The 25,486-nt window shown below is 74.6% G+C and carries 21 protein-coding genes; 12 read left to right on the top strand and 9 right to left on the bottom strand.

Going from position 1 to position 25,486, the window contains the following annotated elements:
- Positions 1-86 precede the first annotated feature (86 nt).
- Together AC0VY3_RS10985 and AC0VY3_RS10980 are read right to left on the bottom strand one after the other, a co-directional pair.
- Positions 87-308 (bottom strand): hypothetical protein, encoded by a 222-nt coding sequence (locus AC0VY3_RS10985; RefSeq protein ID WP_475549517.1) that lies wholly within the window; start codon positions 306-308, stop codon positions 87-89.
- 78 nt (positions 309-386) lie between these two features.
- Entirely contained in the window at positions 387-1,907 is a 1,521-nt protein-coding gene (locus AC0VY3_RS10980; protein ID WP_103510685.1) for an aldehyde dehydrogenase (NADP(+)), read from the bottom strand.
- A 202-nt stretch (positions 1,908-2,109) separates the two neighbouring features.
- Between AC0VY3_RS10980 and AC0VY3_RS10975 the strand changes: the two genes are divergently transcribed.
- The 6 genes from AC0VY3_RS10975 (at position 2,110) to AC0VY3_RS10950 (ending at position 9,221) form a co-directional block, all read left to right on the top strand.
- Positions 2,110-2,880: an IclR family transcriptional regulator gene (locus tag AC0VY3_RS10975; RefSeq protein WP_030088694.1), complete on the top strand. Its 771-nt coding sequence runs from the start codon at positions 2,110-2,112 to the stop codon at positions 2,878-2,880.
- Between the two features lie 101 nt (positions 2,881-2,981).
- The gene (locus AC0VY3_RS10970) at positions 2,982-4,097 is read left to right on the top strand and encodes a hypothetical protein (protein ID WP_374935508.1); all 1,116 of its coding nucleotides are present in this window, start codon (positions 2,982-2,984) and stop codon (positions 4,095-4,097) included.
- A complete protein-coding gene (locus AC0VY3_RS10965) occupies positions 4,094-5,401 on the top strand; it encodes a sensor histidine kinase (protein WP_475549516.1) in 1,308 nt (435 codons plus the stop codon). Before AC0VY3_RS10970 ends, AC0VY3_RS10965 begins: the two co-directional genes overlap by 4 nt.
- On the top strand, positions 5,401-6,099 hold the full coding sequence (locus tag AC0VY3_RS10960; protein WP_475549515.1) for a response regulator: 699 nt from the start codon (positions 5,401-5,403) through the stop codon (positions 6,097-6,099). Before AC0VY3_RS10965 ends, AC0VY3_RS10960 begins: the two co-directional genes overlap by 1 nt.
- A 90-nt stretch (positions 6,100-6,189) precedes the next feature.
- The gene (locus AC0VY3_RS10955; protein WP_103510688.1) at positions 6,190-7,641 is read left to right on the top strand and encodes a peptidoglycan D,D-transpeptidase FtsI family protein; all 1,452 of its coding nucleotides are present in this window, start codon (positions 6,190-6,192) and stop codon (positions 7,639-7,641) included.
- 347 nt (positions 7,642-7,988) lie between these two features.
- A complete protein-coding gene (locus tag AC0VY3_RS10950) occupies positions 7,989-9,221 on the top strand; it encodes an MFS transporter (RefSeq protein WP_103510689.1) in 1,233 nt (410 codons plus the stop codon).
- Between the two features lie 25 nt (positions 9,222-9,246).
- On the opposite strand, the gene AC0VY3_RS10945 is transcribed toward AC0VY3_RS10950, so the two are convergent.
- Both AC0VY3_RS10945 and AC0VY3_RS10940 read right to left on the bottom strand, forming a co-directional pair.
- Positions 9,247-10,422, bottom strand: a complete 1,176-nt coding sequence (locus AC0VY3_RS10945; protein ID WP_103510690.1) for a hypothetical protein — start codon at positions 10,420-10,422, stop codon at positions 9,247-9,249.
- A complete protein-coding gene (locus tag AC0VY3_RS10940; RefSeq protein WP_103510691.1) occupies positions 10,419-11,381 on the bottom strand; it encodes a 5-dehydro-4-deoxyglucarate dehydratase in 963 nt (320 codons plus the stop codon). The genes AC0VY3_RS10945 and AC0VY3_RS10940 overlap by 4 nt, the downstream gene beginning before the upstream one ends.
- Before the next feature lie 211 nt (positions 11,382-11,592).
- Here AC0VY3_RS10940 and AC0VY3_RS10935 point away from each other — a divergent pair, with 211 nt between their 5' ends.
- From AC0VY3_RS10935 to AC0VY3_RS10925, 3 genes are all read left to right on the top strand, one after another.
- Complete coding sequence (locus AC0VY3_RS10935) at positions 11,593-12,402, top strand: NAD-dependent epimerase/dehydratase family protein (RefSeq protein ID WP_103510692.1); 810 nt, start codon at positions 11,593-11,595, stop codon at positions 12,400-12,402.
- Between the two features lie 54 nt (positions 12,403-12,456).
- On the top strand, positions 12,457-12,678 hold the full coding sequence (locus AC0VY3_RS10930) for a hypothetical protein (RefSeq protein WP_103510693.1): 222 nt from the start codon (positions 12,457-12,459) through the stop codon (positions 12,676-12,678).
- A 131-nt stretch (positions 12,679-12,809) separates the two neighbouring features.
- Positions 12,810-14,027 carry a TerD family protein gene (locus AC0VY3_RS10925; RefSeq protein ID WP_475549514.1) on the top strand — a complete coding sequence of 406 codons (1,218 nt, stop codon included), beginning with the start codon at positions 12,810-12,812 and terminating at the stop codon, positions 14,025-14,027.
- Between the two features lie 122 nt (positions 14,028-14,149).
- On the opposite strand, the gene AC0VY3_RS10920 is transcribed toward AC0VY3_RS10925, so the two are convergent.
- Positions 14,150-14,380 carry a hypothetical protein gene (locus tag AC0VY3_RS10920; RefSeq protein ID WP_003969918.1) on the bottom strand — a complete coding sequence of 77 codons (231 nt, stop codon included), beginning with the start codon at positions 14,378-14,380 and terminating at the stop codon, positions 14,150-14,152.
- An 85-nt stretch (positions 14,381-14,465) separates the two neighbouring features.
- Positions 14,466-16,055: a TROVE domain-containing protein gene (locus AC0VY3_RS10915; protein WP_475549513.1), complete on the bottom strand. Its 1,590-nt coding sequence runs from the start codon at positions 16,053-16,055 to the stop codon at positions 14,466-14,468.
- A 450-nt stretch (positions 16,056-16,505) separates the two neighbouring features.
- Between AC0VY3_RS10915 and AC0VY3_RS10910 the strand changes: the two genes are divergently transcribed.
- Both AC0VY3_RS10910 and AC0VY3_RS10905 read left to right on the top strand, forming a co-directional pair.
- A complete protein-coding gene (locus AC0VY3_RS10910; RefSeq protein WP_475549512.1) occupies positions 16,506-18,947 on the top strand; it encodes a protein kinase domain-containing protein in 2,442 nt (813 codons plus the stop codon).
- Positions 18,944-21,340, top strand: coding sequence for a protein kinase domain-containing protein (locus tag AC0VY3_RS10905; protein WP_475549511.1), 2,397 nt, complete (start codon positions 18,944-18,946; stop codon positions 21,338-21,340). The genes AC0VY3_RS10910 and AC0VY3_RS10905 overlap by 4 nt, the downstream gene beginning before the upstream one ends.
- 87 nt (positions 21,341-21,427) lie before the next feature.
- Here AC0VY3_RS10905 and AC0VY3_RS10900 read toward each other — a convergent pair whose 3' ends face one another.
- Both AC0VY3_RS10900 and AC0VY3_RS10895 read right to left on the bottom strand, forming a co-directional pair.
- Positions 21,428-22,894: a hypothetical protein gene (locus AC0VY3_RS10900; protein WP_242740629.1), complete on the bottom strand. Its 1,467-nt coding sequence runs from the start codon at positions 22,892-22,894 to the stop codon at positions 21,428-21,430.
- A 124-nt stretch (positions 22,895-23,018) separates the two neighbouring features.
- Positions 23,019-23,732 (bottom strand): antibiotic biosynthesis monooxygenase, encoded by a 714-nt coding sequence (locus AC0VY3_RS10895; protein WP_103508270.1) that lies wholly within the window; start codon positions 23,730-23,732, stop codon positions 23,019-23,021.
- A 171-nt stretch (positions 23,733-23,903) separates the two neighbouring features.
- Here AC0VY3_RS10895 and AC0VY3_RS10890 point away from each other — a divergent pair, with 171 nt between their 5' ends.
- Entirely contained in the window at positions 23,904-24,785 is an 882-nt protein-coding gene (locus AC0VY3_RS10890; RefSeq protein WP_475549510.1) for a phosphodiesterase, read from the top strand.
- A gap of 10 nt (positions 24,786-24,795) precedes the next feature.
- Here the strand turns inward: AC0VY3_RS10890 and AC0VY3_RS10885 are convergent, their stop codons facing one another.
- A complete protein-coding gene (locus AC0VY3_RS10885) occupies positions 24,796-25,470 on the bottom strand; it encodes a DUF4232 domain-containing protein (RefSeq protein WP_475549509.1) in 675 nt (224 codons plus the stop codon).
- Positions 25,471-25,486: the final 16 nt, after the last annotated feature.

Here is a 25,486-nt window from a genome sequence, read left to right as displayed (position 1 = left end):
CCCTCCGCGGATCGGGTCACCGGTAGCAACATCGAACCTGACCAGGTGATTCCCGTGCCGGGCGGCGGCCCCGTGCCGGCCTCCGGTCATTCCGCCACGGCCGCACCTCCAGCCGGAGCCTCGGACGGGACCCGGCGCTCCGCCAGGCGCCCCCGCTGGCCGCGTGGAGCGGCGCCCACGCCGGAACGCCACCGGGCGGGGGCGACGCGGAGCCGGCTGAGGTGGACGGAGTCCTCGCGCTCGGCGAAGGCGGCCGCCCCCACCGGTTCCTCGCCCGCCTCGGCGCAGAGAACGGCCGCTCCGGTCATGCGGGGAGGGACGCGGCGGGCCCGCCCGGAGGCTCCGCCGCTCCCCCTCACCGCCGCGTCATGCCCGGTCCCCCCGCGTCATGCCCGGCGTCCGTCCACCCGGCGGGGCAGGTCCAGCGGGTTGTCCTCGCGCAGCTCCGGCGGGAGGAGCGACTCGGGGGTGGACTGGTACGTGACCGGGCGCAGCCAGCGTTCGATCGCCGTCGCGCCGACCGAGGTGGAGGTGGACGTGGTGGCGGGGTACGGGCCGCCGTGGTGCTGGGCGGGGGCCACGGCGACGCCGGTCGGCCAGGCGTTGACCAGGATGCGGCCGGCCAGCGGGGTGAGGGCGGGCAGCAGACGGGCCGCGTCGGGGTCGGGGCCCTCGGTGGCGGTGTGGAGGGTGGCGGTGAGGTTCCCGGGCAGCCGGGCCAGGACGGCGGCGATCTCGTCGACGGAGGTGTACCGGGCGATCACGGTGACCGGGCCGAAGCACTCCTCCAGCAGCGCGTCGTGCGGGCCCTCGGCGGTCAGCCGGGCGGCCGGCACGGTGAGGAATCCGGCGGAGACGGTGTGCTCGCCGCCCGCGCCGGGGGTGACGGGCGCGTCGACGTCGGGCAGTTCGGCCCGCTCCTGTACGCCCGTGACGAAGGCGTCCCGCATGCGGTGGTCCAGCAGGACGCCGGAGCCGGTGGAGCTGACCGTCTCGGTGAGGGTCTTCAGGAGCTGGTCGCCCGCCGCGCCCTCGGGGACCAGGACGAAGCCGGGCTTGGTGCAGAACTGGCCGACGCCGAGCGTCATCGAGCCGCCGAGCCCGGTACCGATCTCCCCGGCGCGCTCGGCGGCGGCCGTCCCGGTGACGACGACCGGGTTGAGCGAGCCGAGTTCGCCGTGGAAGGGGATGGGGGCGGGGCGGGCGGCCGCGGCGTCGAACAAGGCGCGTCCGCCGCGTACCGAGCCGGTGAAGCCCGCCGCGCTCACCAGCGGATGGCGGATCAGCTCGACGCCCGCCTCGAAGCCGTGGACCAGGTTCAGCACGTCCTCGGGCAGCCCGGTGCGGGCGGCGGCGCGGCGGAGGACCGAGGCGCAGAGTTCGGAGGTGGCCGGGTGGTCGGGGTGCGCCTTGACGACGACCGGGCAGCCGGCCGCGAGCGCGCTCGCGGTGTCACCGCCGGGCACGGAGAAGGCGAGCGGGAAGTTGCTGGCCGCGTAGACGGCGACGGCCCCGAGCGGGATCTTGTAGCGGCGCAGGTCGGGCCAGGGCGGGGTGCGGGAGCCGTCCTCGTGGTCGATGTGGACGTCGAGATAGGCGCCTTCGTCGACGACCTCCGCGAAGGCCCGCAACTGCGCTGCGGTGCGGGCCAGTTCACCGGTGAGCCGGGCCGGCCCGAGGGCGGTCTCGGCGTCGGCGGCCTCGATGATGTGCTCGCCGGACTCCTCCAGCAGCTCCGCCGCCGTACGCAGGAACGCGGCGCGCGCCGCGCGGTCGGCGAGTGCGTCGCGGGCGGCATGGGCCGCCCGGACCACGCGGTCGACCTCCTCGGCCGTGGCCTCCACGGCAACCTGCTCACGCGGGTTCCCGGTTCGGGGGTCGACACTCCAGACTGGTGCTGCGCTCACCGTGATTCCCTCCCGTCCTGCGGCCGTCGTCCGACCGCCCTCGGCCGCGGATCAGCAAGTGTTCGGTATTCTGAACAGAGTTCCTGATCGTGAATGTGCTGGGACTCTATTTCCGTACGTTCCGTGTTGGCAATCGTGGTGGCGAGCTTTTCGGACGGCGTTCGGCCGGGAAGCGGAGAAGCTGGAGAAGGGGGCGTGGGCGATGTCGGTCGCCGAGTCCGGTGGGGCACAGGTCAAATCCGCGGTACGGACCGTGGAGCTCCTCGAATACTTCGCGGGGCGGCCCGGCATGCACTCGCTGGCCGCCGTCCAGGAGGCGGTCGGCTATCCCAAGTCCAGCCTCTACATGCTGTTGCGCACCCTGGTGGAGCTGGGCTGGGTGGAGACGGACGCGACGGGCACCCGGTACGGGATCGGCGTCCGCGCCCTGCTCGTCGGCACGTCCTACATCGACGGCGACGAGGTCGTGGCCGCCGCCCGGCCCACCCTGGACCGGCTGTCCGACGACACCACGGAGACCATCCACCTGGCCCGTCTCGACGGGACGAACGTGGTCTATCTCGCCACCCGGCAGTCCCAGCACTATCTGCGCCCCTTCACCCGGGTCGGCCGCCGGCTGCCCGCGCACTCCACCTCGCTCGGCAAGGCGCTGCTGGCCACCCACAGCGACGAGCAGGTCCGCAAGATGCTGCCCGAGTCGCTGCCCGCACTGACCGAGCACACCATCACGGACCGCGAGAAGCTCATCGAGGAGCTGCGGCTGGTCCGCGAGCAGGGCTACGCGGTGGACCGCGAGGAGAACACGCTCGGCCTGCGCTGCTTCGGTGTGGCGATCCCCTACCGGACGCCCGCGCGCGACGCGATCAGCTGCTCGGTGCCGGTCGCCCGGCTCACCCCGGCGCACGAACAGATGGTGAAGGACGCCCTGTTCGACGCCCGGGACCGGCTGACCCTCGCGACCCGCAGGCTCTGACCCCCGGGTGACGCCCGGCTCCAGCGCCTCCCCCGTGCGGCGGAGACGGATCGTCGGCGGGCAGGACGTGCGGACGGTGGCCGGCGCGGAATTCTGGGTGCATGACAGCGAACCGGCCCCCCGAGACGTCCCCGTACCCCACCGAACCGCCCGAGGCGTCCCCATACCGCGCCGGCCGGGCGCGGGCCGTGCTCCGGGCGGTCGCCATGGTGTCCTGTCTGCCGTACATCGGGCTCAAGGCGGTCTGGATGGCGGGCGGTCAGGTCGGCATCCCGGACGGCAGCCCGCTGCTCGACGGCGGAACCGCGCTGCGCGTCGCCAACGGGGTCACGGTGCTGATGGACGCCGCCGTCATCGTCCTCGCCCTGCTGCTCACCCGGCCCTGGGGTCGGCGGGTGCCCGCCTGGCTGCTGGTGGTGCCGATGTGGGTGGCGAGCGGGCTGCTGCTGCCGATCATGACGGGCTTCCCGCTCCAACTGCTCGTCAGGCTCCTCGGCGGCGGCGACGGGCGGCCGGTCGGCGAGGGGGCCTCCGAGCCGTTCCTCGACCCGTGGGTCTTCGGCGTGGTCTACGGCGGCTTCATCGTCCAGGGGCTCGCGCTCGGCACCCTCTTCGCGCTGTACGCCAAGGACCGCTGGGGCCGTCTGTGGCAGGGGCGGCTCCGTGATCTGCCGGAGAGCCCGACCACGCCCGCCCTGCGCGCGACCGCCGTCGCCGCCGCTCTGGCGGCCCTGCTGCCCGGCATCACCCATCTGTTGTGGGCCGGCGGTTCGACCGCCGGGCTCAACGCGGGCCGGGCGGCTGACCGCACCAGCGACTTCTACGTCCTGGAGGCCGTCAACCTGCTCTTCGTCGTGGTCACCGTCGTCGGGGTGCTGCTGCTCGCCTTCCGGCGCACCGGCCGGCTCCCGCTGCGTCTGCCGCTCGTCCTGATCTGGGCCGGCTCGGCGGAAATGGCCTGCTGGGGCGGCTGGTTGAGCATCGCCGCACTGATGGGGGCGGGCGAGGCGGCGGACCTGCCGACGGCGGCGATGACGGTGATCTACGCTGTCCAGGTGCTGGCCGGGGCGCTCGTCGCGACGCTGGGCGCGTACTTCTTCGCGGAGCGCGCGGCAGCGGACTCCGCGCTGCCCGCGACCGCCGGTGCCCCGGTGCTCGCGTCCGCCCCTGCCGCCTCAGCTGTCACTGCCCCGTCATCCGGCAGCCGGGTGTCATGAAGCCGCTCGCCGCGCTGTTCGGACGGCGGGCGCGGCTGCGCTGGCTGCATCTGATCATCGGCGGCGCGCTGCTGATGCCGTACTTCCTCGTCGGCACGGTCCTGGTCGGCATGACCAACGGCGGGGAACCGGTCTTCTCCTCCCTGCCCGCCCAGTTCGTCGCGTTCGGCCTCGCTCTGCCGATGGCGGCGGTCACCGGCTTCTTCGCCCTTGTGCGGCCGCTGTCCGTGGCCGCCGCCCGCGCCCTGTGCGGGGTGCCGCCCGTGCTGCTGGCCGACGGGCCCGCCCGGACCCGGCAGGCCCGGGTGCGTACCGCCGGCTGGTACACGCTGCATCTGGCGCTCGGCGGGATCGTCAGCGGGGCGACGCTCACCCTGCCGCCGTTCGCGGTGGCGGTGGCCGCCCTGCCGTTCTTCCGGGGGCTGCGCGGCACCTGGCTGCTCGACGGGCCCCGCGTGCTGCGGGAGCCGTGGGTCCTGGCCCTCGCGCCGTTCGCCGGGCTCGCGATGCTGCTGGCGCTGGCGCTGGTCGCCGCCGTGGCCGGGCAGGCGCTGGCCCGGCGGGCTCCGGTGCTGCTGGGGCCGACACCCGAGGACCGGCTGGCCGCCGCCGAGCGCCGCGCGGCGGATCTGGCGGTGCGCAACCGGCTCGCGCGGGAGCTGCACGACTCGGTGGGCCATGCGCTGAGCGCCGTGACCCTTCAGGCGGGGGCGGCGCGCCGGGTGCTGGACCGGGATCCGGAGTTCGTCCGGGAGGCGCTGACCGCCATCGAGGAGACGACACGGCGGACGGTCGGCGAGCTGGACTCGGTGCTGGGGCTGCTGCGGCAGGACGGGGAGCCGGACGATGCGGCGGACACGGCGTACGGGCCGGGGCTGGACGCGCTCGACGGGCTGCTGGCGTACTCCGGGGTGCCGGTGGCGTACGAGCGGGAGGGCGATCCGGGTGACCCGGGCGTGGTGGACCCGGTGGTCTCGCGGGAGGCGTACCGGATCGTCCAGGAGGGGCTGAGCAACGCCCTGCGGCACGGCGGCGGCGACCCGACCCCGGTGCGGCTGCAGATCGCGGTACGGGAGGGGGAACGGGAGCTGGAGATCGTGATGGAGAATCCGCTGGGCGAACGGCCCGCCGTGGCCCGTCCCGGCGGCGGCCGCGGGCTGCGTGGCATCGCGGAGCGGGCCGTCCTGCTGGGCGGCCGGACCGGGGCGGGGCCGAGCGCGGACGACGGCGTCTGGCGGCTGACCGCCCGGCTGCCGCTGACGGTGCCGGGGACGGCCGGGCGGACGCGGGAGCGGGAGCGGTGATGGCGGGTGGAGCGGCGGTGGCGGGTGGAGCGGCGGTGGGCGGGACTCCGGTGCGGGTGGTGCTCGCGGACGACGAGCGGATGGTGCGTACGGCGCTGCGCGTGATCCTGGACGCCGAGGAGGGCATCGAGGTCGTCGGCGAGGCCGCCACCGGTGCGGAGGCCGTCTCCGTGGTGCGGGAGCTGCGGCCCGACGTGGTGCTGATGGACGTGCGGATGCCGGAGATCGACGGCATCCGGGCCACGGAGCAGATCCTCGCCACGCTGGAGGACCCGCCGAGGATCGTCGTCGTGACGACCTTCGAGAACGACGCGTATGTGTACGAGGCCCTGCACGCCGGGGCGGCCGGGTTCCTGCTGAAGCGGGCGGCGGCGGAGGAACTGGTGCAGGCGGTGCGCCTGGTGGCGTGCGGCGACTCGCTCCTCTATCCGGCGGCGGTGCGCACGCTGGCCGCCGAGCACACAGCCCGGCGGACGGCCGGGGCCCCGGCGTGGGTGGCGCGGCTGACCGGACGGGAGGCGGACGTGCTGCGGCTGATGGCGGCGGAGCTGACCAACGCGGAGATCGCGGGCCGGCTCGCGGTGGGCCCGGCGACGGCGAAGACCCATGTGGCGGCGGTCCTCGCGAAGACGGGCGCCCGGGACCGTACCCAGGCGGTCATCGCGGCGTACGAGTCCGGGTTCATCACCCCGGGCTGAGCGTCACAGGCTGGTGGGCCGCGTGAGAAACCGGTGAGAAGCGGCACAACCGGGAACGGGCGGAACGCCGCCGCTCGTCCCTCCAGCGGGATGAACAAGACAATCAGGCGCGCTTCGGTCTTCTGTCTGCTCATGGTGCTCGCCCTGCTGGTGCGGGCGACGTGGGTGCAGGGCTACGAGGCCAAGGCGCTCGCAGACGACGAGCACAACCGGCGGAACACCATCGCGCGGTACGCGCAGCCGCTCGGGGACATCATCGTGGCCGGTTCGCCGGTCACCGGATCGAAGGGGACCAGTGGCGGCGACCTCCGGTACAAGAGGACCTACCCGCAGGGCGAGCTGTACGCGGCCGTCACCGGCTACAGCTCGCAGGCGTACGGGGCGACCCAGCTGGAGGGCGTCTACGGCGATGTCCTGGACGGCACGGACAACCGGCTGAAGAACCCGGCCGCCCTGATCACCGGCAAGCAGGCCGCGCCGGGCAACGTCCTCACCACCATCGACCCGGGCGTCCAGAAGGCGGCCTACGAGGCGCTCGGCGACGACAAGGGCGCGGCGGTGGCCATCGACCCGAAGACCGGCCGGATCCTCGGCATGGTCTCCACCCCCTCGTACGACCCCTCGAAGATCAGCGGGACGACGGACGGGGACGCCTGGCAGGCCCTGCTGGACGACCCGGACAAGCCGCTGGTCAACCGGGCGCTGCGGCAGGCGCTGGCGCCGGGCTCCACGTTCAAGCTGGTGGTGGCGGCGGCGGCGCTGGAGAACGGTCTCTACGGCTCGGTCGACGAGCGCACCGACAGCCCCGACCCGTACACCCTGCCCGGCACCAGCACGGTGCTCCGCAACGAGAACGCGTCCGCCCCCTGCGAGAACGCGACCCTGCGCACCGCGCTCCGGTACTCCTGCAACAACGTCTTCGCGAAGGCGGCCGCCGACCTCGGCCAGGACAGGGTCAAGAAGATGGCCGACGCCTTCGGGTTCGACACCGAGAAGCTGGACGTCCCGGTGCGGGCGGCGCAGAGCGTGTATCCGACCGGGATGGACAAGGCGCAGACGGCGCTGACCGGGATCGGCCAGTTCGAGGTCACCGCGACCCCGCTCCAGATGGCGATGGTCTCCGCTGCGCTGGCCAACGGCGGTGAGCTGGCCGCGCCGCACATGGTGTCCCAGGTGACCGACGGGGACGGCACGGTGCTGGAGGAGACCCAGGACGGCGACACGAAGCGCGTGGTCGAGGAGGAGACCGCCGAGCAGCTCCGCAGCGCGATGGTGACCGTGGTCGAGGAGGGCACCGGCACCAACGCCAGGATCGCCGGGGCCGAGGTCGGCGGAAAGACGGGTACCGCGCAGAACGGCGTGGACAACAGCAACACCCCGTACGCCTGGTTCACCTCGTACGCGAAGGACGACAGCAGCGGCAAGGAGGTCGCGGTCGCGGTGATCGTCGAGGACTCCGGCTCGGCGCGCTCCGAGGTCAGCGGCAACGGGCTGGCCGCGCCGATCGCGCAGAAGATGATGAAGGCGGCGCTGGAGCGGTGAACGAGCACCCCGGAAAGCTCTGACTTAGGTTACCCTTTCCTTACTTGGCGCCCCGGACGGTCCCGGGGCGCCAATGTGCCGATGTGTGCCGACGCCCAGCGGCCGGCCGGCCGCTGACACGAACGCCGCACACGCAGGACCGGCCGGCCGACCACTACCGCGCCCCGCCGGCGAACGGGATCTCCGCTCCGCCGCCCGCACGGTGCTCGGGTCGAAGGGATGGCCGCGGGCCCCGGGGCCGCCCGACGCCTTCTAGGTCATCCGCCCGATGCCCGCCGACCGCCTTACTCCGCAGCATGAGCCGCACGGAGCGGGTGCGGAGCACGAGGCGGAGGAGGACGGGCGGCATGGGTGGCGCGGGCGGTTCGGCGGTGGGGCGGGTCCTGCGGGACCGGACGGCGGGGCGCTGTCTGGCGGGGGTGGTCGTCTCCGGGTTCGGCACGTCGGCGATGTGGCTCACGGCGGGCATCTGGGTCAAGTCGCTGACCGGGTCGAACAGTCTGGCGGCGCTGACGGTGTGCGCGATGTGGGCCCCGGTGCTCGCCGGGCCCGCGCTCGGCGCGCTCGCGGACCGGATGGACCGGCGGGGGCTGCTGGTCCGGGTCAACCTGGCGGTGGCCTGCCTGCTGGCCACGCTGGTGCTGGTCGACTCGGCCGGCACGGTCTGGCTGGTCTTCGTGGTGCTGGTGCTCTACGGGGCGGCCGGCGTGCTCCTCGACGCGGCGGAGGCGGCGCTCGTCGCCCGTACCGTGCCCGCCTCGCTGCTGGCGGACTTCAACGGGCTGCGGATGACCGCCAACGAGGGCATGAAACTGGTCGCCCCACTGGCGGGCGCGGGCCTGTACACACGGTTCGGTGGCCCGGCGGTGGCCCTGCTGGACGCGGCGACCTGTGCCCTGGCCGCCCTGGTCTTCGCCCGTCCGCCGGTGCGGGAAGCTCCTCGGGACCCGGCCCCGGCGGCGGCCCGGCGCGATGAACTCGCCGTCGGGCTGCGGCGGATACGCGCCTCGGCCGTGCTGCGCCCGCTGGTCGCGGCGGGGGCGGCGACGATGCTGCTGGCGGGGGTGAACGGGGCCGTGACGTTCGCGTACGTCGACGATGTGCTCGGCCGGGCGCCGGCGTACGCGGGGGTGCTGTACGCGGTACAGGGCGCCGGTTCGGTGGCGGTGGGGCTGCTGGTGGGGCCGTTGCTGCGCCGGCTGCCGGAGCGGGTGTTCGCGGCGGGCGGGATCGCGCTGTTCGCGCTCGGGGTGGGTGCGCGGACGGTGTCGCCGGACGGGGTGGCCCCGGCGGCGAGCGCGGCGATCGGTTTCGGACTGCCGTGTGTGCTGATCGCGGCGATGACTGCGGTGCAGCGGGAGACCCCGGACGCGGTGCTGGGGCGGACGGCGGCGACGGCGGGTTCGCTGATGACGGCGCCCAACGCGGTGGCCCTGGCGCTGGGGGCGGGGCTGGTCGCGGTGGTGGACGTACGGGTGCTGACGGCGGTGGCCGGGGCGGCGGGGGTGCTGGCCGCGGTGGTGCTGGCGTCGGGGGCGCGACGACACCACCGCCGTACCCCCGCGCCACCCCGGCCGTGAAGCGCGACACCGCCGTACCCCCGTCTCACCCCAGCCGTGAGAGCGCCGCGGTGACCGCTTTCAGGTCCGGGCCCGAGGCGAGTCCCGCGTGGTACAGGCGCAGTTGGTCCGCGCCGAGCGAGGCGGCGTGGGCCGCGTCGCGCTCCAGGGTGCGCGGGCTGCCGCCCATCCCGGTGACGATCCCGAAGTTGGCGGCGCGCACCCCGCCCCGCCCGGCGAACGGCCCGAGGACCGCCTCCCGGGCGGCGTCGGACCCGGTGCAGGGCAGCACCACACCGTCGGCCACGGCCAGGATGTGGTCCGCCTCGACGCCGACGTTGGCGCCGGTGCGGTACGGGGCGGGGTCGGCGTGCAGCAGCACCTGGAAGCCGGGCGGGGCCTCGGCCCGCACCGCGGCGACGGCGGCTTCCTGGAACGCGCGGGCGGCCCGGCCGCGCCACCGCAGCGTGGCGTCCGCGTGTTCGGGCCCGAGCAGCTTCTCGATGCCGTCCCGGCCCGACTCCGGGGAGCCCGCGCCGGACCAGGCCGGTTCCAGCGCGCGGCGTACGGCGGCGGCCAGTGCGCCGGGATCGGCGCCGCCCTCCTCGTAGCCCTGGCGGCACTCCGGGCAGAAGCACAGCGACATCAGATACTGCGCGGCGTCGCCGAGGCCCACCCCGGCTACCTTGTCGTGGGCGTGCAGATGGACGAAGCCGTACCAGCCGCAGGACTCCAGTTCGGTGCCGCGCGTGCCGGGCCGGGCGGCGGCCTCCGCCGCGAGGTCCACGAGGTGGTCGCGTACGGCGCGGCGGGCGATGCAGGGGGCCCACGGGTAGCGGTCCCCGTAGGCGTTGACCACGGAGGTGTCCGGGTGCTCCGCGCCGAGCCGTGAGTTGTGCGCGAGGACCACCCAGCTGTGCACCTCCAGGCCCGCGGCGGCCAGCGCCTCGGCGGCCTCCCCGTACGGATCGTCGCCGGGTGTCCAGCTCTGGCGGTACGGGGCGAGACGGCGTCCGGCCCAGCGGTCCGGGTCCGGCGGGTAGAGGACGGCGGCGTGCTCGGCGGTGACGATGCGGTGGGCGGGGTGGCGGGGGGTCAGGGCCCGGGTGGAGTGGTAGGCGGAGGCGAGGGTGACCTGCCGGACGCCGAGGTCCGCGATCCGGGCGGCGGCGTCCGGGTCGCCGACGACGTCCCACGGGTAGAGGAAGACGCCCGCCTTCACGCCCGGCCCCCCGAGGTGGTGTGCTCCTCCAGCAGGGCGCGGCCGCTCGCGATGATCTCGATGAGGTCCTTGACGTGTGCGGCGGGCGGTTCGGTGAGCGGGGTGCGTACCTCGCCGACGTCCAGGCCCTGGAGCCGGACTCCGGCCTTGACCAGGGAGACGGCGTATCCGCGGCCCTTGGCGCGTAGTTCGACGAGCGGCCGGTAGAAGTGGTCGAGCAGTGCGTCGACCAGGGCGTCGTCGCCGGAGTCCAGGGCCCGGTAGAAGGCCAGGGCGATGTCCGGGGCGAAGGCGAAGACGGCGGAGGAGTAGAGGGTGACGCCGATGCCCCGGTAGGCGGGGCCGGTGAGTTCGGCGGTGGGCAGCCCGTTGAAGTACAGGAAGTCGCCGCCGGGCCGGTGGGTGCGGACCGCGCTGACGATGCGCTGCATGAGGTCGAGGTCGCCGTGGCCGTCCTTGAGCCCGATGATGCCGGGGGTGCGGGCCAGGGCGACGACCGTCTCGGGGGTGAAGATCGCGTTGTCGCGCTGGTAGACGATCGTCTCCAGGCCGGTGGCCGCCGCGAGCGCCGCGTAGTGGTTCAGCAGCCCTTCCTGGTCGGCGACGACGAGATAGGGCGGCATGGCGAGAAGCCCGTCCGCGCCGGCCTCCTCGGCGGCCCGCGCGAACCGGACGGCGAGCGCCGTGCCGTAGCCGGCCCCGGCGACGACCGGGATCTGTCCGGCGGTCTCCTCGACGGCGGCGGCGACCGCGAGGCGGAACTCCTCGGGGGTCAGCGCATGGAACTCGCCCGTGCCGCAGCAGGCGAAGACCGCGGCGGCTCCGGCATCGATCCCGGCCCGCACATGGGCCCGGAAGACGTCGAGGTCGACGGCGCCGTCCGGCCCGAAGGCGGTCACGGGGAAGAAGAGCGGCCCGGCGACTTCGCTGAGCCGGGCGGCAAGGGGGGCTGAGGTCACGGGCGCTCCCTGAGCAGATTCAGGCGTGCACAATTCTGATCGGTGTCCATATTTCTGAACACCGTCACGCTAAGGCAGCTTCCGATGGCGGGTCAAGGCGGACGCAAGCTCTTGACGCACCTCACCTCCCCTCCCTAACTTGTCCACGCATGTGAATGCCAGCCAGGATTGCGCACAGCGCGCCTCGCGTACGCCCCGAGGAGACCCCCGTATGACCGCTCCCCGTACCGTCCTGCTCACCGGCGCCGCGGGCGGCCTCGGCACCCTGATGCGGGGGCTGCTGCCCGCGTACGGCTACGACCTGCGCCTCCTCGACCTGGTCCCGGTGGACGGCGCGCCCGACGCGATCACCGCCGACCTCAACGACCGGAAGGCGCTGCGCGAGGCCGTGCGCGGGGTGGGCGCGGTCATCCACCTGGCAGGTATCTCACTGGAGTCCACGTTCGACAAGATCCTCCGCGCCAACATCCAGGGCACGTACGAGCTGTACGAGGCCGCCCGCGAGGAGGGCGTCCGCCGCATCGTGGCCGCCTCGTCCAACCACGTCATCGGTCACACCCCCCGCCCCGGTCCGGGCGATCCGCTCATCGCGCTGGACACCCCGCGCCGCCCCGACACCTTCTACGGCCTGTCGAAGTGCTTCGGCGAGGACCTGGCCCAGCTCTACTGGGACAAGCACGGCGTCGAGACCGTCTCGGTACGGATCGGGTCCTGCTTCCCTGAGCCCACCTCGGTGCGGATGCTGTCGGTCTGGATGAGCCCCGGCGACGGCGCTCGGCTGTTCCACGCGGCCCTCACCGCCGAGGACGTCGGCCACACCGTCGTCCACGGCTCCTCCGCCAACACCCGCCTGTGGTGGGACCTGACCTCGGCACGGGCCCTGGGCTACGCACCGCAGGACGACTCGGAACCGTACGCGGCGAAACTCATCGCCGAACAGGGCGAGCTGGACCCGGACAATCCGGCGCACGCCTGCGTGGGCGGCCACTTCCTGACCGACCCGCCGATCTGGCAGCACTGAGTCCGCCCGGAAATCCGGGCGACGCGGGAGCGGCCGGGAGGGCAGGATACGGACATGCCGCGACCTTCCGGATTCCAGTACGAACAGCAGGGCGACCAGAGCGTCACCATCACCCACCAGGGCCGCCCGGCGGGCACCCTGCGCGGCGGGCGGGCGGAGAAGTTCCTGGCCGAGGTGACATCGGGCGACGCGCAGCTGGTGATGGCGCGCTGGACGGGCGCGTACAAGCACGGCAACGAGCGCACCGCCCGCAACCACCCGCGCAACCGCCGCTGAGGCGCTTCCGGGCCGCCGGGTGAACCGCTGCCGGACGGCCGAAAAGCCTCTGGCGGACAGGCACCGGGGCAAGGCAGCGGACGGACCGAAGGTAAGGGAACGGCAAAGCCGGGTCGTTCGTTACCCCGTTCATGACCGCTATGACCCCCGGCTCGAACATTCCTCTCTCCGCCGCCCGCGTGGCGGTGGACGTCGCCGCTCCGGTGCGGCTCGACGTCTCGGGCCTGCTGCTCACCGCCGACGGCAAGGTGCGCTCCGACGACGACTTCATCTTCTACAACCAGCCCTCAGGCCCCGGTGTGACCTACCGCTCCGGCGGGGGCTCCGCACCGGACGCGATCGTGGTGGACACCGCGGCCGTCCCGCCGGGCGTCGAGAAGATCGTCGTCACCGCGAGCCCGGACGCCGCCGGCCAGACCTTCCAGGGCATCGAGCCCACCGCCACCGTGCGCAACGCGGACGACGGCAGCGCGCTCGCCACGTTCACCCCGCCGCAGCTGGGCGCCGAGACGGCGCTCGTGGTCATCGAGGTCTACCGGCGCAACGGCGCCTGGAAGGCCCGCGCGGTCGGCCAGGGCTACGCCAACGGGCTGGCCGGCATCGCCACGGACTTCGGCGTCTCGGTCGAGGAGCCCGCCGCCCCGGCCGCCCCGCCGGTGCCGGTGGCCCCCGCCCCGGTCGCTCCGCCCGCGCCGCCGGCCGCCGCCCCCGTCGACCCTCGGATCGCGCCGCCCGCTCCCCCGGCGGCCCCCGCCGCGCCCGCGGGCTCCGGGAAGATCAACCTGGACAAGGGCCGGGTCAGCCTCCAGAAGAACCAGACCGTGTCCCTCGTCAAGGGCGGCGCCCCGCTGCTCTCGCGGGTCAGGATGGGGCTGGGCTGGGAGCCCGCGTTCCGCGGCAAGGACATCGACCTGGACGCGTCGGTGATCGCGTACGGCCCCAACCGCAACCACCTGGACAGCTGCTACTTCGGCAAGCTGACCATCCTGAACGGGGCGATCAAGCACTCCGGCGACAACCTCACCGGTGAGGGCGCGGGCGACGACGAGACGATCGTCGTGGACCTGGGCCGGATCCCGGCCGAGGCGACGGGCCTGGTCTTCACGGTGAACTCGTTCACCGGCCAGAAGTTCAACGAGGTCGCCAAGGCCTACTGCCGGCTGATCGACGACGCGTCCGGCGAGGAGCTGGTCCGCTTCGATCTCACCGGCGCCGAGCCGCAGACCGGCGTGATGATGGCCAAGCTCATCAAGCAGTTCACCGGCGAGTGGGAGATGACCGCGATCGGCGATTTCGTGAAGTCGCGCACCGTGCGGGGCATGGTGAAGCCCGCCGCCCAGGCCCTGTAGCCACCGTGGGCCCTCCGCCCGGAGGGTCACAACGGAGTCCGGGGCGCCTGAATCTCTTCAGGCGCCCCGGATCCGGAGAAGGCGGACGCTGCCCAGGAAGGGCACGGGACTCGTCTCGCGTCTCAGAGCTTGGTCAACTTGGAGTACGGGCTCAGGATCCTTCCCTGACGCCCCGAGAAGTCGATGAGGACTGCGTCGTTGTCGCCCTCGACAGCAAGAATCCTGCCGAGCCCGAACTGGTCGTGCGACACCCTGTCGCCCACATCGAAGCATTCGACCGGTGGGGCCTCCTGGGCCGGGCGGTTGAAGGGACTGGAAGGCAGGTGACGCCGGGATCCGGCTGACTGTTTCATTACGTCGAGTATGCGCCCTGTGAAGGCCCGACGCCATGCCCGCCGGTGCCCGGGGCCCCAGAAGTGCCGGATTCGTAATCAGCGCTCACCACGGCCAGTCAGCGCTTCCGCCCGCCTCCAGCAGCGGAACCATGCGGAACGCCGCGTCGGAAAGCCCCCCGAACGTGTGGCGGTTTCCATCGCCGGACGGGGCGTGGCCGAGGCGGTATCCGGCCAGATTCCAGGTGTAGACGGGCACCGTGTCCGGAACGCTCCGGGTCGCGTCGCCATCCCGGGTGTACGAGGCCTGCTCGTCGGTGACGACGATCACCCGGTCGTGGTCCCGGTAGTGCCGCCGTACCGCCTCCGCCGTGTTCGTACCGCCCAGGTCGCCGAATCGGTCCAGGACCCGCAGGACGGATTCGCCCCGGCGGAAGGACACCGGCGCGCTGGTCGTGCCGAACTGCACCAGGTCCGCGTCGGCGGCGCGCAGCGCCAGTGCCGCCCCGAAGACGGCCGCGGCGTCGGCCCGGTTCAGCCGCGAGCGCTCGGAGAGCGACGCCCACATCGAACCGGAACGGTCGACCAGGACCAGGGTGCGGCCGGGCAGCGCGGGCACCTGGCCCAGCGAGTGTCCGAGGGCCCGCTCCAGCGGGTGGGCCCAGCGGAGCGACGGCGCGTGCCGGTACGCGGCGAGGTAGCGGAAGGGGAACTGCCGCGACACGGCCACGGCCTCTGCGTCGCTGATCCGGGCCGCGGCGAGCGCGGCGACCTCGTCCCGTACGCCGGCCTCGTCGAAGTTCCGGAGGTTCCGGACGAGCGCCATCGTGCCCATCGACGGAATCACCGCCTCCCACACCGCCGCGTCCATCGGCCCCTGCAGCCAGCCCGCCAGCGCTTCCCAGGTCATCCCGGCCTCGGCCAGTCGCTCCGCGCCGCCGGGTCCGGTGACGACGGGGCGGCGCTCGGCGACCGGCAGCTCCATCAGCTCCCGGTGGGCGCTCAGGGTGCGGTCGGCGGCGGGCGGCTCGGCGCTCTCCGGCCGGTGCCTGCGGTCCAGCGCGTACCGGAACAGCTCGCCCTGCCAGGGCTTGGCGGGGTCGGGCGCGGCGTGCACCAGGTTGAGCACATCGCCGAACCGGAAGCCCTTGGACGCGGTGTCGTACTTCAGCAGCGCGCGGCCGGTGTAGAGGCGGCGCACGGCGTCGGCGGCGCCCCGCTTCACGGGCTTCGGCAGGGCGCGCCCGTAGCGGGAGGTCCAGTAGCCGAGCAGTTCGCCCGGCTCGTCGGCGCGCAGCAGTACGGAGTCGATGACCTGCCGGTTGGTGGGCCCCTCGGTGCGCCCGGCCGCCAGCCGCGCCGCCACGTACTCCGCGCCGCCGACCAGCGAGGCGGTCCGCATCTGCCCGTCGCGGCGCAGCCAGTGGAGCAGCCCCGCGGTCCACTCCGGGTCCTCCACGGCGAGCCGGCGCACGAGCGCGGCGAAGCGGTCGTCGCGCCGGTCCCCGCCCTCGTAGGCGGTGTCCTGGGCCACGAAGTCGGCGACGGCGAGCAGGAAGAGCTCGGAGCGGGCGTCGCGCACCTGTCCGATGCCGCCCTGGTGGTTGGGCGCGAGCGCGCCGGTGGTCGTGACGGGCGAGGTGGGCCCGGACCGGGCCGACCGGGGCCGGTGGGTACGGAAGTTGAAACGAGCCATGAGAAGAATTCCCCCGAATTCCTGGGGAAGGGCGCGGCGGCGGAACGGGGTGCCCGAGATCAGGAGTCGGCGACGGAGAACAGCCCGATGCTCTGACCCACTGAGCTACCGGCCGAAGCCGGGCGGGACTCGAACCCGCGACCGTCGGATCCAGAAGTATCCGTCGCCTGCGCACCGGGCACCCCGGCGCTCGCGCCTCCCGAGATCACCAGTGGCTGCGGCACATTTCGTTGGAAGGAAGGAGCCGCCGCCTTCGCACCGGGAGGTGCATGTCCATGACCTTAGGGAACGGCCCGCCCGCACGCGACGGAATTTCGGGGTGCAACCGAACCGATGGGCGCGGGCGTCGCACAGAATGGTTCCGGGGTGATCGTCCCCGGCCCGGACCGGCGGAGCGGAACATCGACACGGACCGGCGGCACGGACCAACGCCACGAGGGGGCGCACGGGATGGAGCAGGTCGCGCGGTACCGGCTCGTGGCGCTGCTCGGCGAAGGCGGTATGGGCCGGGTCCATCTGGCGCGTACGGCGTCGGGCCGGCTGGTGGCGGTGAAGACCGTCCATGAACACCTCGCCGCCGACCCGCAGTTCCGGGAACGGTTCCGGCGCGAGACGCTCGCCGCGCGGGCGGTCGCCGGCCCCTTCACGGCCGCGGTGCTGGACGCCGACCCCGGTGCCGTACGGCCGTGGCTGGCCACCGAGTTCTGCGCCGGTCCGACGCTCACCGAGACTGCCGGGGCGCTCGGGCCGCTGGACGCCGGGCCGCTGGCCGGGCTGGGGGCGGCGCTCGCGGAGGCGCTGGCGAGCATCCACCGGGCCGGGCTGGTCCACCGCGATCTGAAGCCGTCGAACGTGATCCTCACCCGGGGCGGCCCCAAGGTCCTGGACTTCGGCATCGCCCGGCGGGCGGCCGACGAGACCCTCACGGACACCGGGGAGGTGATCGGCTCCCCCGGGTTCATCGCCCCCGAACTGCTGACGGCCGACGACGAGCCGTCCCCTGCCGCCGATGTGTTCGCCCTCGCGGCCCTGCTCGCCCGGATGGCGACGGGCCGGGCCCCCTTCGGCTCCGGCCCCGCGCACCAGGTGCTGTACCGGACGGTGCGGGGCGAGGCCGATCTGGACGGGGCGCCGACGGACGAGTGGCGCGCGTTCCTCGCCTCCTGCCTGACGGGCGACCCGGCGGAGCGCCCCACGGTGGCCGAGGTGCTGAGCTGGTGCGCGCAGCGGTCACCGGCCGACGCGTGGTGGGAGCGGGATCCGGTGTCCGGCCTGGTCCGCGACCACGAGAACAGCGTCGCGGCGCTGGTGGCGGGCGACGGGCCCGAAGCGCGCGACCGGGGAGCCCGGGCCGACGCGGCGACCGCCGTACCCTCTCCGGCCGATACCGATGCCGGTGCCGGTGCCGATCCCACAGCCGTACCCGATCCGGGACCTGATCCGGCTCCCGCCGATGCCATCCCGGCCCCCGCCGACGCGGCACCCGGCCCCGCGACGCCCGCGACCGCGCCCACCCCGGCCGACGCCGTCCCGTACCGGACCCGCCCCGCCGTCCCGCCGCAGGACGCCGTCCCGTACGACAGAACGCCGGGCCGGGGCCCGACCAGGCGGCGGCTGCTCGCGTTCGGCGGGGTCGCGCTCGTGGCGGGCGGGGGCGTCGGCGGCGCGGCGCTGCTCCGGCTCACCGAGAAGGACGACCCGACCGGGTCGCGGCGGCCCGCACCGCCGCCGGGGACGCGCTGGAGCCGGGGCCGTCCGCTGTGGACCAGGACCGTCGGCGAACTCGGCCACACCGGCCGGGTGCTGCGCCACGGCAGCGCGCTCCTCATCACGGACGAGGCCGCGGTGACCGCGCTCGACGCGGCCACCGGCGCGGTGCGCTGGCGGTATCCGGCCCGGGGCGTCACGGCCGTCCGGCCGCTCGGCGAGCTGGTGCATCTGCTGCGCTCCGGGCTGCTCTTCGCACCGGAACTCCTCACGCTCGACGCCCGGACCGGCAACCGGCGCTGGTCGGCCGTGCCGGTCCGGCCGATCGAGGCCCGGACGTCGGACGCCCCCGACGGCCAGTCGGCGTTCTTCGCGGTCGACGGCGCGACGACGGCCCTGGTGACCTACGCCTCCGACGCGAGCCTGTGGGAGAAGCGCACCCTGGGCGAACGCCCTTGGCGGGCCTACGGATTCGACTCGCGTACGGGAAAGGCCCGCTGGTTCCACGAGGGGACGCGGGCCGCGGTGACCGGCATCGACGCGGCGGGCGGGCGGCTGGCCGTCGGGCTCCGCCCGCCGACCCGTTCCGGTGCTCCCGCCGAGGAACCGTTGCTCGTGCTGCGGACCTCCGGAGCGGCACCGGTGAGGGAGTCGGAGATACCCGGCGGCGCCCCGTACCCGCACGCCCACCCCGGCGCCTCGGGCACCCGGTACTACGCGAGCGGCAGCCGGGTCGTCCCGGTCGATCTGGCGACCCGGCGCACCGCCTGGCGCCGGAAGCTCGACGGATCGCCCACGGTCACGCCCACCGCGGTCGGCGGTGCGGTGTACGCCGCGACGCCGGGCGGGGTCACCGCGCTGGACGCCCGGAGCGGCCGGATCCGCTGGAGCCGCACCGACATCGGGCGGCTCGACGGCGACGACGGCAACAGCATCGAGGCCGACGGGCCGCCGCTGGTGGCGGACGGCACGCTGTACGCCACCGGGCCGCAGCCGGGCGACGGCGAGAAGGCCGGGGAGGGCGCGCGCTGGGGTGTGCACGCCCTGGACGCGGCCCGGAACCGCCGGCTGTGGTCGGTGCCCGTCGAGGCGGACGGGGCGCTGCGGGCCGCCGCGGGCGGGGGCCTCCTCCATGTCTGCGTCGGCGGGACCGTGCAGACCTTCACCGGGCCGGAGTCCGCGTGACGGGCCCCCTGCTCCCCGGCGACCCCGAACGGCTCGGCTCCATCCGGCTGCTGGGCCGGCTCGGTGCGGGCGGCATGGGCACCGTCTATCTGGGCCGGACGCCCGGCGGGCTGACGGTCGCGGTGAAGACGGTGCACGAACACCTGGCGGCCGACCCGCACTTCCGTGAACGGTTCCGCCGCGAGGCCGCCGCCGCCCGCGCGGTGACCGGTGCGCACACCGCGGCGGTGCTCGACGCGGATCCGGAGTCGTCGCGGCCGTGGCTGGCCACCGCGTATCTGCCGGGCGTCACGCTGCGGCACGCGGTGGCGGCGACCGGACCGCTGGAGCCCGCCGCCGTACGGTCCTTGGGCGGGGCGCTCGCCGAGGCTCTGGAGGCCGTCCACCGGGCGGGGCTCGTCCACCGCGACCTGAAGCCGTCGAACGTGCTGATCACCGCCGACGGGCCCCGGGTCATCGACTTCGGGATCGCCCGCGCGATCAGCGACCACGGGCTGACCGGGGCGGGCGATGTCATCGGCACTCCGGGGTTCATCGCCCCGGAACAGATCACCGGAACCGTCGTCACCGGGGCGGCCGATGTGTTCGCGCTCGGGGCGGTCCTGGTGTTCGCCGCCATCGGGGGCAGCCCGTTCGGTTCGGCGACCCCGGCGGTGCTGCTCTACCGGGCCGTCCATGAGGAGCCCGACCTCACCGACGTACCCGAGGAGGTGCGGGAGGTGGTGACGGCCTGCCTGGCGAAGGACCCCGGCCGCCGTCCGACGGTGGGCCAGGTGCTGCGGGCCACCACGGATCCGCGTCCGCCGCTGTGGTGGCGCACGGATCCACTGCGCTCGCTGGTCCTGGGCGAGGCGGCGGAGCACGCTCCCGGGAAACCGGCCGAGGAGAGCGGCGGGCCCGACGCCTCGGCCCCGGAATCGGCCCCCGCGACAGGCGGCGGGCACGACTCCCCCGCCCCGGAAACACAGCCCGCGACAGGTCCGACACAGCCGGCCCCCGAGCCCGCCCGCACCCGCCCCCTGCCCTCGCCGCCTCCCACGGTCACCGGGGAGAGTCCGGCCGCGCGGCGCGGGGAGCCGGCCCGGCGCGGTCTGCTGCTGGCCGGAGGCGGCGGACTCGCCTCGCTCCTCGCGTACGCCTTCCTGCGCGGCGGCGGCGAGGACGACCGGGAGCAGCAGGTGGAGGACCCGCTCCGGGTGCGGCCGGGCAGCACCCGGCCGGGTGCGCTGCGCTGGACCCTGGCCCCCGAGGACGACCGCACCACCGTGGACGCGCTGCGGGTGACCGGGGGTGCGCTGCTGGTGCACGGCGTCGCCGCCCAGGACGTCGGCGGCGCGGGCGGCGGTGGCGGTTACGTCAGCGCGCGACGGGTCCGCGACGCCGGGCGCCGGTGGCTGGCCGACGCCGAGGAGACCGCGCCGACGCAGTGGGGCGTGTCCGGGTCCGTGCTGGCGGCGGCGGACGTGGGGCTGGACGCGGTCGACCTGGCGACGGGCGCGGCGCACGGCACACGGGCGGAGCGCCCGACTCCGCTGTGGTTCACCGTCGCCTCCGGAGTCCTGATCTCCGGTTCCGCGACGATGAACGGCGACGGACCGACGCTGAACGCCGTGGATCTGCGCACCGGTGCGCGGCGCTGGACCGGGGGCACGGCGGAAGCGCGGCCGCCCGCCGTGCTGGACCGGTCGGTGCTGCTGGCCGACGACGGCGGTGACGACATCCGGTGCGTGGACGCGGTCAGCGGTGAACTCCGCTGGACGTACGAGGGGTTCGAGGGCCCGGTGGCCGCACTGGCGGCGGTTGTGGAGGCGGGCTGTTTCGCGCTGCTGGGCGGCGACGGCGCGCTGCACTTCGTCCGGGCGCGGGACGGCCGCCGTCTGGCCGCCGCCGTGCTGAAAGGCGGGGTGAGTTCCGGATCCAGCGCGCTGGCCGCCGTCGGCTCCACGGTGCTGGTGGCCACCGGGGGCCGGGTCCACGCCTACGCGCCCACCACCGGCCGCCCGCTCTGGTCGGCGGGCACGGTGGGCCTGGACACCAGCTGGCCCGCGGGCACGGGCGGCGTCCGGTCCCCGGTGACGGCCGGCGGATCGCTGCTGCACTGGGCGCGGGCGGGCGTCCTCCAGTGCCTCGACCTCCGCAGCGGCGAGGAGCGCTGGGCGGCGACGCTCGGCGGAGTCGGCCAGCTGCCGCCGGCCGTCGCCGGGGGCACGGTGTACGCGGCCACCGGCGAGCTGTGCCGGGCGCTGGAGGTGAACCGGGGCGCGGTGCAGCGCAGTTGGGCGGTGAGCGACATCAGGGACCTGGCGGCGGACAGCTCCGGCTGGTACGCCCGCATCGGCACGACGGCGATCCGGGCGTACCACCACACGGCTACGGCGCCACGGGGCTCCTGAGGCGGCTGGGTGTCGACGTCTGCTTGGCAAGAGCAGCGCTCTCCGCCTGAGCACCGCTCCGGGCGGGGCTCCTGAGGCCCGGGTCTCTCAACCCCCCGCGCGCGAGCGGGCCTTGAACGCCGCCTTGCGGGCGTCCTTCGCGGCCTTCTTGTCGCTGTGCAGCCGGCCCATGGCCTCCAGCACATCGGCGGTGGCCGGGTGGTCGACGCGCCAGACCTCGTCGAAGAAGCCGCTGTGCTGCGCGGAGAGGCCCTCGACCAGGCCCTGGAGCTCGTCCAGCTCGCCGTCCGCGTCCAGTTGGGCGGCGATGGTGTCGATGGCCAGCCAGAAGATCATGTCCTCCGGCGGGGCGGGCACATCGGCCGCGCCGCGCTCCGCGAGCCAGACGCGGGCCAGGCCGCCGAGTTCCGGGTCGCCGAGCACCGCGCGTACGGCGGGCTCCGCCTCCGGGCCCGCGAGGGCGAGAGCCTGCTGGCAGTGGAGGCGGCGCAGCGGCGCGCCCTCGTCCGTGCCGCGTGCGGCGGCCAGCAGCTCGGCCGCGGCCGCCACCGCGCCGTCGGCGCCGTACCCGTCGAGCCAGAGCTTGACCTCGGCGCGGGCGGCGGACTCCGGGTAGTGGGCGACGCCGTCGAGGAGGGCGTCGGCGCCCTTGCCCGCGAGGTCGCCGACGGCGGGGGCGTCCACCCCGGCCTCCAGCATCCGGGCCCGGATGCCGTACAGACCGAGGGGGGTGAGCTTGACCATGCCGTACCGGGTGACGTCCTCGTCGTCGGCCCCGGCGGCGTCCACCGACGCCTCGCCCTCCTCGACCAGCAACGCCTCGTCGACCGGCCGGTATGCGACGATCCCGATGGGTTCGAGGAGCCGGAACTGGTCGTCGAGGCGCATCATCGCCTCCGACACCTGCTCCAGGATGTCGTCGGTGGGCTCGCCCATGTCGTCGGGGACGATCATCGAGGCGGCGAGGGCGGGCAGCGGGACCGGGCCTTCGCCCGCGCCGTTGTCCGCGAGGGTCAGCAGGTAGAGGTTGCCGAGGACGCCGTCGAGGAATTCCGCCTCGGCCTCCGGATCCCAGTCCAGCGCGTCGAAGTCGACCGAGCCGTCCTCGCCGACGAGGTCCGCGAAGTCGTCCAGGACGGGCGCGGTGGCGTCGGCGTGCACGGCGTCCAGGCCGTCGAGCCAGATACCGAGAACGTCCTGCGGGGAGCCGGAGGTGAGCAGCGCCAGGTTCTCGCCCGCGGTGACGGTGCCCTCGCCGTCCTCGCCGTCCTCCTCCGGGTCGGTGACGTCGAGGAGGCCGGTGTCCACGGCGAGCCGCCAGGCCTCGCTGGCGTACGCGGCGCCGTCCTCGTCGGCCGCGAGCCCGAGGTGCTCGGCGGCCGCCGGGAGCTGCGCCTCGACGAGTTCGCCGCCCGCGCCGACCCGGGTGTCCGGTCCGGCCCAGCGGGCGAGCCCGACGGCCCGGACGAACAGCGGAGCCGCGAGCGCGTCCCGCGCCAGTTCGGCCTCGGAGTTCAGCCGCACCGGCGGCAGGGAGGGGCGCTCTGCGGACATCGGGGGTTCTCCTCGGTGCGGGCTCGGGGGCGTACGGGGTGCGTACGCGGTTCAGCCGCCCAAGCCTAGACGCAAGGGGAGGTCTGACGCCCGCCGCTTCTCCGCATGCCGCCCGCCCGCGCGGCTAGGCGCCCGCGCCCGGTGCCATGCTGAGCGCGGGGGTGTAGCGGTTCACGCCGCCTCCGGTCATGCCCGGGTACTTCTGGACGCGTTCCCAGAGCGGGGACGGGGATCCGACGCCTTCGCCGGGTGCGGCGAGGGCCGCGATGTGGTGTTCGGCGCTCTCCCACTCGGCGTAGTTGAGGACCCGGGTGCCGTCGGTGCTCGTGTGGAAGTGCGCGGCGATACCGCCGGCGGGCAGTTCGGCCTCTTCGCCGAGCGCCTCGAACACGGCGTCCACCCAGTCGCGTTGCCGGTCCGGGTCGGGCCCGTCGAACTCGACGTCGACGATGACGACGCAGCCGGTCTCCCGGGTGTCGCCCTCGGCCCGGAGTCCGGAGCGGTACAGCTCGTACGTGTGCAGGGCGAGGCGTTCGATGCCGGGGACGGCGGCGTCGATCTCGGCGTTGCGGCCGTCGCGGGCCTCGCGTACGAAGTCCTGGAAGGCCTGTTCGCCGGTCCACTGGGAGTAGTGGAGCAGGGTCGCGCCGTCCTCCCCGGCGTGGACGCTGTAGGAGAGCAGTCCGGGGTGCGGCCATTCCCGGCTCTCCCAGGTCTTCCGGATGGCGTCGACGGCCTCTCGTTGCCGTTGCGGCGTTCCGACGTTCCAGGTGCTGGCCTTGGCGATCCGGGCGTCGGTGCGGGCCGGGTCGGGGCGGTCGGTGAAGTGCGTGGTCATGGCGGTGCTCCCCTCGTCACGCGCGCCGGTCGGTGCGTCGTGGTCACCACCGTCACACCTCAAGTCCGGTCGAGGTCAAGGGCGTTCCCGTGGGCGCGCCCGCGTGTTCCGTTCGCCCACGGCGTGATCGGCCGCGGGTGCGGTCGGTGGCGGCCGGGAAGGCTGGCCGGCATGACCCTTTCCGTGGCCCACCTGAGCGACCCGCACCTCACCACAGGCTCCGCGGCGGCGGCCCCGGCGGCGGGGTTGCGGGCCGCCCTGCGCCGGGTGCTGACTCTGGACCCGCTGCCGGACTGTGCCGTGATCACCGGTGATCTCACCGAGCGCGGAGAGCCGGGCGAGTACGCGGCGCTGCGCGAGGAGGTCGGCGCGTTCCCGCTGCCGCTGCATCTGGTGGCGGGCAATCACGATGCGACACAGGCCCTGCTGGACGCGTTCGGCGGGACGCGGTTCCTGGGCGGGGGGACGCTCACGTCGTACGTGGTGGAGCACCCGGCGCTCACGGTCGTGGTTCTGGACTCGCGGGTGGCCGGTGCGCCCGGCGGGCGGCTGGGCGCCGGACAGCTGTCCCGGCTGGACCGGGCCCTCGCCCGGCGGCCCGGCGTACCGGCCCTCGTCTGTCTGCACCACCCGCCGGTCCCGGTCGGCATTCCGTTCCTGGACGCGATGGGCCTGTCGGACGGACCCGCGCCGGCCGAGGTGGTGGCCGCGCACCCCCGGGTCGTCCGGGTGCTGGCGGGCCATGTGCACCGCCCGGTCACGGCGCCCTTCGCGGGCAGCACGGTGGCCGTAGCGCCGAGCACGTACCGGCAGAGCGGTCTGGTGCTGCGGGAGGGTCTGCCGGGCTATCCCGACGAGCCCCCGGCCTTTCTGCTGCACCTGCGGCCCGAGGCTCCGCCGGGCGGGCCGCCCGGGTCTTCACCGGGTGCGCCGCCCGGGGCTTCACCGGGTGCGCCGCCCGGGTCTTCACCGGGTGCGCCGCCCGGGGCTTCGCCGGGCGCGGCCTGGGTCACCCACACCGTTCCCACCGCCCCCGCCGCACCGCGGCACTGAAGTCCGCTGCTCAGCCGCCGAGTTCGGTGCGCCAGGCCGTGGTGTTGAGTTCGTCCATCAGCCGGATGTCATGACCCTCCAGCGGGAAGACCCGCACCGGGAGGCCGGGGGCGGCGGAGATCGCCAGGGCGTCGCCCTCGATGAGATCGCCGCCCTCGGGGGTGGAGACCCAGGCCAGGATCGACTTCACGGTGAGGCCGGGGTCCAGCAGCAGCTTCTTCGGGCCGGGGTCGCCGCCGAAGTACGAGCCGTCCTCGTTGACCTTGACGGGCAGGGGTCGGCCGTCCTCGCCGAGCGCCCGGACCCAGGGGTAGCCGTCGACGGCGTAGGGCTTGTGGCCGCAGTTGGTGAGGGTGAGCACGACGGCCCGGTGCATCATTCCGGTCTCCACCGGGCCCATGTCCACCACGACTCCGGAGGCGGGGCACTTCCCGGGCGGGGCGGAGGTCGGGCCGGTCTGCGCGGGTGCGCCGTAGCCGGGCGCGCCGGCCCCCGGCGTGGGGGTCGGGGGCAGCGTCTCGGCGCGGACGAGGCCGGGCCGGGAGGCGGAGACGGTCGGCGTGGGGTCCGGCTCCTCGCCCTCGCCGGCCGGGACCAGGAAGCCGGAGCAGCCGGTCAGCGCCGTCAGCGTGGCCGCCAGCAGGACGGCCGAGGCCCGTCTCCGTACTCGTACGCACACACCCATGTCCCCCACCCCTCAC

The sequence above is a fragment of the Streptomyces sp. iso_384 genome, from assembly GCF_056172905.1.
The sequence above is the reverse complement of the archived record's forward strand: the minus strand, read 5'-3'. Positions and strand labels throughout refer to the sequence as shown.